Below are 7,341 nucleotides of genomic sequence, written 5' to 3'. Positions count from 1 at the left end.
CGCGGCTCCCTGCCGACGTCACGCCGCTCCTTCGGGTCCTCCCGCGGCTCCCTGCCGACGTCACGCCGCTCCTTCGGGTCCTCCCGCGGCTCCCTGCCGACGTCACGCCGCTCCTTCGGGTCCTCCCGCGGCTCCCTGGCGACGTCCCGCTGATCGTGGGGACTCTCGCGCGGCTCCTTCGGAGAGGGGCGGTGCTCCGTCGAGTCCTTCGGGGTGGGGCGGTCGCGGTCCGGGTCCTCATCCTTGCCGGAGGCGGGCGTGCCGTTCATCGACACGTCCTTGGCCTGCTCCCCCGTCCGGGGCGCGGCCTCCTTCTTCTCCAGCAGCGCGAGCCGCGCCGTGACGTCGCGCGCCATGGTCTCGCACGCGTCGGCCACCTGCGAGGGCCGGTGCGTCGCGGGTGTCGCCAGCCCCGCGGTCCTGGTCACCTGCCCGACCCTGGCCTCGATCGTGCGCATCTGCTCGGCGGCCCGCCGTACCTCGGCCAGCAGGTCGCGTACCAGGGTCGGATCCATACCGTCGAACGAGCCCATGGGCCACACGGTAGGTGCAGGCGGAGCCCCCCGCCTCAGGGATAAACAGACGGCATCAATCGTCGGTGGCGACGTAGCCCACGATGCCGCGCAGCTTCTCCACCGGGATGGCGCCCTTCCTGAGCAGGCGGGGCACCGCCGTGGTCAGGTCGATGATCGTCGACGGCGTGTTGTCGGCGCACGCGCCGCCGTCCAGGTAGACCGTCACCGAGTCGCCGAGCTGCTGTTCGGCGTCGCTCGCGGTCGTCGCGGCGGGCGCGCCGGACCGGTTGGCGCTGGAGACGGCCATCGGCCCGGTCTCCTTCAGCAGGTCGAGCGCGACCGGGTGAAGCGGCATCCGGAGCGCGACCGTGCCCTTGGTGTCGCCGAGGTCCCACGACAGCGACCGGTTCGCCTTGCACACCAGCGTCAGCGGGCCGGGCCAGAAAGCGTCGATGAGGTCCTGGCCGTACGGGCCGAGGTCCTCCACCAGGGCGTTGGCCGCGCGTACGGTGCCGACGAGGACGGGCGGCGGCATGTCGCGCCCCCGGCCCTTGGCCTCGAGCAGCGCGGTCACCGCCGACGGGGTGAAGGCGTCGGCGCCGATGCCGTAGACGGTGTCCGTGGGCAGCACCACGAGCTCACCCTTGCGTACGGCCGAAGCCGCGTCGGTCAGGCCCGCGGCCCGCTGGTCGGGGTCTGCGCAGTCGTAACGTCGTCCCACGGCGTGCATCCTATTCCTGGCCGAACTTGGCGGTGACGAAGCGGTCCCTGCGGGTGAGGTCCTGGCGCAGCCGGGCGTCGCGCCAGCCCTTGTCCTCGGGGAACAGCCGGTAGACGGCCTGGCCCTGCTCGTCGGCGTGCTCGACGGCCACCAGGCCGCCCGGCCTGAGCAGGCGGCGGGCCGTACGCTCGACGGCTCTGACCTCGTTGAGGCCGTCGGCGCCGCTGCCGTACAGCGCCCGCGCCGGATCGTAGTCGCGCACCTCGGGGTCGCGCGGGATCGCGCCGGGCGGGATGTAGGGCGGGTTGGAGATGACGAGGTCGACCTTGCCGTTCAGCTCGGGCAGCGCGTCGGCGAGATCCTCGGGGTGCAGGTGGACCCGGCCCTGGCCGTGCTCGGCGATGTTGCGCTTGGCCCAGCCGTACGCGTCGGGGTCGACCTCGACCGCGTGCACCTGGGCGAGCGCGACCTCCTGCGCGATCGACAGCGCGATGGCGCCCGAACCGGTGCCGAGATCGACCACGAGCGGTTCGGCGACGTCCATCTCGCGCAGGCGCTCGATCGCCCAGCCCGCGACGACCTCGGTCTCGGGGCGCGGCACGAAGACGCCGGGGCCGACCGCCAGCTCCAGGTAACGGAAGTAGGCGTGGCCGGTGATGTGCTGCAGTGGCTCTCTGGCCTCGCGCCTGGCCACGCCCTCCCAGAAGAGGGCGTCGAAGTCGGCGTCCTTGACCGTGTGGAGCGCGCTCCTGCGCACGCCGTGGACGAACGCCGCGATCTCCTCGGCGTCAGTGCGCGGCGACGGCACCCCGGCCTCGGCCAGCCGAGCGGTTGCGAGGGCGATCTCGTCCAGCAGGAATGTCATGAGTGTTGTGCGAGCTTCTCCGCCATTTCGGCGTCGATGAGGGCCTGGGTGACAGCGCTCAGTTCTCCGTCGAGCACCTGGTCGAGGTTATACGCCTTGAACCCGACGCGGTGGTCGGAGATGCGGTTCTCGGGGAAGTTGTAGGTCCTGATGCGCTCGGAGCGGTCCATCGTGCGGACCTGTGACTTGCGCTCGGCCTGGGCGGCGGCCTCGGCCTCCTCCTGCGCCACGGCCAGCAGCCTGGCGCGCAGGATGCGCATCGCCGACTCCTTGTTCTGGAGCTGGCTCTTCTCGTTCTGGCAGGAGACGACCACGCCCGTCGGCAGGTGCGTGATGCGGACCGCCGAGTCGGTGGTGTTGACGCTCTGCCCGCCGGGGCCGCTGGAGCGGTAGACGTCAACGCGCAGGTCGTTGGGGTCGATGGTGACCTCGACCTCTTCGGCCTCGGGGTAGACCAGCACACCGGTGGCGCTGGTGTGGATCCGGCCCTGCGACTCGGTGACCGGCACCCGCTGCACGCGGTGCACGCCGCCCTCGTACTTCAGCCGCGACCAGACGCCCTCGTCGCCCTTGGCCTTGATGGCGATCGTGACGTCCTTGTAGCCACCGAGGTCGGAGTGCTGGGCGTCGATGATCTCGGTCTTCCAGCCGACCCGTTCGGCGTAGCGCAGGTACATCCGCAGCAGGTCGCCGGCGAACAGCGCCGACTCCTCGCCGCCCTCACCCTGCTTGATCTCCATGATGATGTCCTTGTCATCGTTGGGATCGCGCGGGATGAGCAGGTGCTTGAGTTTGTCCTCCAGCTTGGGGACGCGCTCCTCCAGTTGGGCGGCCTCCTCGGCGAAGGCGGCGTCCTCGGCCGCCAGCTCCTTGGCCGCGGCCAGGTCGTCGCGGACGGCCTCGAGCTCCCGGTAGGTGCCGATGACGGGCGTCAGCTGACGGTAGCGCCTGCCGAGCGTGCGGGCCTTGTTCTGGTCGGCGTGCACGGAGGGGTCCGCGAGCTGCTGCTCCAGCTCGGCGTACTCACCGAGCAGTTCGTCGAGATTCACCGTGCGTCCTTCTTCCGCTTTGTCGCCGCCCTCTTCACCACGAACGCCGACCCGGGAGCGCGGACGCGCGTCTCCGGGCCGGCGTGAGGGAAGCTACTTGCTGGCCTTCTTGCCGAAGCGCTGCTCGAAGCGCGCCACGCGACCGCCGGTGTCGAGGATCTTCTGCTTGCCCGTGTAGAACGGGTGGCAGGCCGAGCACACGTCGGCGTGGATGACGCCGTTCTTCGCGGTGCTGCGCGTGGTGAAGGAGTTGCCGCAGGTGCAGGTCACCTGCGTCACGTTGTACTCGGGGTGGATGTCGCGCTTCATGGCTGTCCTTTCGAGATGCGGTCGCCGGGTCGCTCCGTACGGCTTGCGCGCGGTCGCACACGGTCGGTCGCGCGCTGCGGGAACCGGTACCGCTTCGGTTCAGCTACCAGTGTGCCAGATCCTTGAACCATCCCAGGCCACGAGCGATTCCCGCCGATCTTGTGGACGGGTCACACCAGGCACACTAGGCTCCGGTGTCCAAACCGTAACTTTTGTTACATTTCAAACTGATGCAAGGGGCCCCATCACATGAAAAGAAGGATGCGGTTGCTGCTGGCGACCGCAACGGGGGTGGCTGTGCTCGTCGGGGGTGCCGGCCTCTCCTCGGCCAGCGCATCCGTGTCGCGGGCGGTCCACGCGGTGGCCGACGACATCACCAGTGTGTCCGTCGGCAACGCGTACGTGCCCGCTGACAAGGAGATCGAGGTCTCGTTCACCTTCCAGGTGTCGAACCCGCTCGGCACCGGCACCGCCGCCACGACGGACGCCGACAAGGTGACGATCGGCTCGGCCGCCATCACCCCGCCCGGCAAGAACGCCAGGCCGCTGAACGTCTCCTACACCGCGCCCGCCCACGTGGGCGAGAACCAGCCGCGCCCCGCCTCCGCGCCGGGCAGCGGCAAGTTCACCATCTCCAAGGACGACCCGTCCGGCGACTGGACCCTGACCATCGTGACCTCTCGCGGCACGAACAACTTCACCGTCAAGGTCGCGGCCAAGCAGGGAATCACCGGCGCCTCCATCACCCCCAACCCGGTCGACCTGATCAAGGGCAAGGAGGTCAAGGTCTCCGTCCGCGCCGCCGTCAAGGACGCCACGCTCGTCAGCGCCAAGATGGTCAGCGACACCACCTCCGAGTACTACGACCTCGGCAGCCTGGAAGTCGACACCGACGGCTACTACACCGGCGCCGTCTACTTCACCGACGACAGCGCGCCCGGCGCGTGGACGCTGGAGATCTCCGCGAGCCGCGGCAACGAGACCCTCAAGGGCGTCGGCTCGTTCACCGTCAACGCGCCGGCCGGCGGAACGTCGAAGAAGTCGAAGTCGAAGATCACGCTGACCGCGCCGAACAAGGCGACGACCGGCAAGGCCTTCAAGATCTACGGCAAGGTCTATCGGGGGACCAAGGCGTACTCGGGCAAGGTCGTCGAGGTGTACTTCAAGAAGAAGGGCACCAAGTCGTACAAGTTCATGGGCTTCGCGAAGGCCACGTCGACCGGCAAGTACACCAAGGCGGTCAAGCAGCGTTACGACGGTTACTGGCGCGCCAAGGTGCCGGCGTCCGGCAAGACGTACAGCTCCTGGTCGGCCCAGGAGTACGTGGACGTGAAGTAACGGCGTCCCTGATCGGCACGAACGGCCCGCTCCCCTCACGGCACTTTCCAGGGGGCGGGCCGTTTTCCTGTGTCCGGCGGCCGATGGGCCCGAACCCCCGCCGGCAACCGCAGAGCCCAGCGGACGGTCCGGCGGCAACCGTCCGCACGGCGCGGCCCGATCCCCGGCACGCGCCCTGGAAGCCCGAAAGCGCCCCGGGTGCGAGACCCGAGGCGCTTTCGCGTGACGTCGCGCTAGTCGCGGTCGGAGCTGACCGTCGTCTTCTGGACCTGAAGGAGGAACTCCGCGTTGGACTTCGTCTCCTTCATCTTCTCCAGAAGCAGCTCGAGCGCCTGCTGCATGTCCAGTGCGTGGAGCACGCGGCGGAGCTTCCAGACGATCTGGAGCTCCTCCTTGGCCATGAGGATCTCTTCCTTACGCGTGCCGGACGCGTCGACGTCGACCGCGGGGAAGATGCGCTTGTCGGCCAGGGAGCGGTTGAGCTTGAGCTCCATGTTGCCGGTGCCCTTGAACTCCTCGAAGATGACCTCGTCCATCTTGGACCCGGTCTCGACCAGGGCGGTGGCGAGGATCGTCAGCGAGCCGCCGTTCTCGATGTTGCGCGCGGCGCCGAAGAAACGCTTCGGCGGGTAGAGCGCGGTCGAGTCGACACCACCGGACAGGATGCGTCCGGACGCCGGGGCGGCCAGGTTGTAGGCGCGGCCGAGGCGGGTGATGGAGTCGAGCAGGACGACCACGTCGTGGCCCAGCTCGACCAGGCGCTTGGCGCGCTCGATGGCCAGCTCGGCGACGGTCGTGTGGTCCTCGGCGGGCCGGTCGAAGGTCGAGTGGATGACCTCGCCCTTGACCGAGCGCTGCATGTCGGTGACCTCTTCGGGCCGCTCGTCGACGAGGACGACCATGAGGTGGCACTCGGGGTTGTTGCGGGTGATCGCGTTGGCGATCGACTGCAGCACCATCGTCTTACCGGCCTTGGGCGGGGAGACGATGAGGCCGCGCTGGCCCTTGCCGATCGGCGACACGAGGTCGATGATCCGCGTGGTCAGGATGTTGGGCTCGGTCTCCAGGCGCAGCCGCTCCTGCGGGTAGAGCGGGGTGAGCTTGTTGAAGTCGGGCCGGTTGCGGGCCTGCTCCGGGTCCATGCCGTTGACGGTGTCGAGGCGGACCAGGGCGTTGAACTTCTCCCTGCGCTCGCCGTCGCGCGGCTGGCGGACGGCGCCGGTGATGACGTCGCCCTTGCGCAGGCCGTTGCGGCGGATCTGGGCCAGCGACACGTACACGTCGTTGGAGCCGGGCAGGTAGCCGCTGGTCCTGACGAAGGCGTAGTTGTCGAGGATGTCGAGGATGCCGGCGATCGGGATGAGAACGTCGTCGTCGCCGATCACGGGCTCGTTGCTGTCGAAGCGGTCACGGCCGCGGCCGCGGTTGCGCTCCCTGAAGCGACCGCGCCTGCCGCGCCCGCGCTCGTCGTCATCGCCGCCGCCGCGCTGGTCCTGCGAACGGTCCTGCGAACGGTCCTGGACGCGATCCTGCGAACGGTCCTGACGGTCCTGACGGTCCTGGCGGTCACGGTCCTGACGGTCACGGTCCTGACGGTCCTGGCCGCGGTCGGTGCGCTGCGGCTGCTGCTCGCCACGCTCCTGGCGCTCGCCGCCACGCTCCTGGCGGTCACCGCGCTCGCCACGCTCGCGGCGGCTGCGGCGCTCGCCGCGCTCGCGGCGGCTCTCGCCACGCTCGGCGCGGCCTTCGGCCTGCTGGTCCGCCTGCTCGACGGCCGGCTGCTGCGGCTGCTCGACGACGGGCGCGGCGGCGGCCACGGCGGGCTGCTCGGGGGCCGCCACGGGCTCGGCGGCGGTCACGGGCTCGGCGGCCGGCGCAGGGCGGGAACGTTCCCGGCGGCTGCGGGCGGGACGCTCGGCCACAGGCTGCGCCTCGGCGGGCGCGGCGGTCTCGGCGGGCGCCGGGGCACTGTCACCGGCGCCGACTCCCTGCTTCTCCTGGATACGCGCGATGAGCTCGCTCTTGCGCATCCGCCCGGTCCCGCTGATGCCGAGCTCGGCGGCGATCTTCTGCAACTCGGGCAGCACCTTCGCGGACAGTCCGGTGCCGGAGCGACGCGCGCGAGGCTTGGCCGGGGCGCGGGTGGGGGTGTCGCCGGACGCGCTCGCGGCGGAGCCGGAAGCGTCGGAGAGGAGTTCGGTGGTGTCGCTCAACTAAGGGTCCTTCCCAGGGGTCGGGCGTCGGCCGTGATCAGCCGATCGTCCTGGAGGTGCTGTCGATCCGGCGGGACAGACCGGGTCGAGGTGCACTTTGCGATCTTCGGCCGCCGCGCAGGACGGCCGCCACGGTTGGGGAGGGGCTCGTCCAGGCCGCCACAGGACAGTGGCACGTGGAATGAACCCCCCAGATTGCTGTCGCCAGCCAGATGTCGAGGTGGTTCGAACGCGCACTTCCCCGGATTCGCCGCCTCGCGTCGCGCCGACCGGTTGTGGGCCGAACGGGGCGAACGGATTCGGGGAGACAGCCATGCTGCTCACGCCTCGC

At 70.0% G+C, this 7,341-nt stretch carries 6 protein-coding genes and 1 pseudogene; 1 reads left to right on the top strand and 6 read right to left on the bottom strand.

The genetic code is table 11. The features are described 5' to 3' along the window. From ACWENQ_RS27970 to rpmE, 5 genes and pseudogenes are all read right to left on the bottom strand, one after another. A pseudogene (locus ACWENQ_RS27970) lies at window positions 1-533 on the bottom strand (hypothetical protein); the annotation flags it as partial. A 55-nt stretch (window positions 534-588) separates the two neighbouring features. Then, a complete protein-coding gene (locus ACWENQ_RS27965; protein WP_354917221.1) occupies window positions 589-1,236 on the bottom strand; it encodes an L-threonylcarbamoyladenylate synthase in 648 nt (215 codons plus the stop codon). A gap of 10 nt (window positions 1,237-1,246) precedes the next feature. Further along, window positions 1,247-2,101, bottom strand: coding sequence for a peptide chain release factor N(5)-glutamine methyltransferase (prmC, locus tag ACWENQ_RS27960; RefSeq protein ID WP_354917218.1), 855 nt, complete (start codon window positions 2,099-2,101; stop codon window positions 1,247-1,249). Next, the gene (gene prfA / locus ACWENQ_RS27955) at window positions 2,098-3,150 is read right to left on the bottom strand and encodes a peptide chain release factor 1 (RefSeq protein ID WP_449926650.1); all 1,053 of its coding nucleotides are present in this window, start codon (window positions 3,148-3,150) and stop codon (window positions 2,098-2,100) included. Before prfA ends, prmC begins: the two co-directional genes overlap by 4 nt. A gap of 93 nt (window positions 3,151-3,243) precedes the next feature. Continuing rightward, a complete protein-coding gene (gene rpmE / locus ACWENQ_RS27950; protein WP_354917212.1) occupies window positions 3,244-3,459 on the bottom strand; it encodes a 50S ribosomal protein L31 in 216 nt (71 codons plus the stop codon). A gap of 249 nt (window positions 3,460-3,708) precedes the next feature. Between rpmE and ACWENQ_RS27945 the strand changes: the two genes are divergently transcribed. After that, window positions 3,709-4,797, top strand: coding sequence for a hypothetical protein (locus ACWENQ_RS27945; protein ID WP_452416918.1), 1,089 nt, complete (start codon window positions 3,709-3,711; stop codon window positions 4,795-4,797). 233 nt (window positions 4,798-5,030) lie between these two features. Here ACWENQ_RS27945 and rho read toward each other — a convergent pair whose 3' ends face one another. Then, window positions 5,031-7,010: a transcription termination factor Rho gene (rho, locus tag ACWENQ_RS27940; RefSeq protein ID WP_449926656.1), complete on the bottom strand. Its 1,980-nt coding sequence runs from the start codon at window positions 7,008-7,010 to the stop codon at window positions 5,031-5,033. Between the last annotated feature and the right edge of the window lie 331 nt (window positions 7,011-7,341).

The organism is Nonomuraea sp. NPDC004354 (genome assembly GCF_053602555.1).
This window is presented reverse-complemented; position numbering and strand designations above follow the sequence as displayed.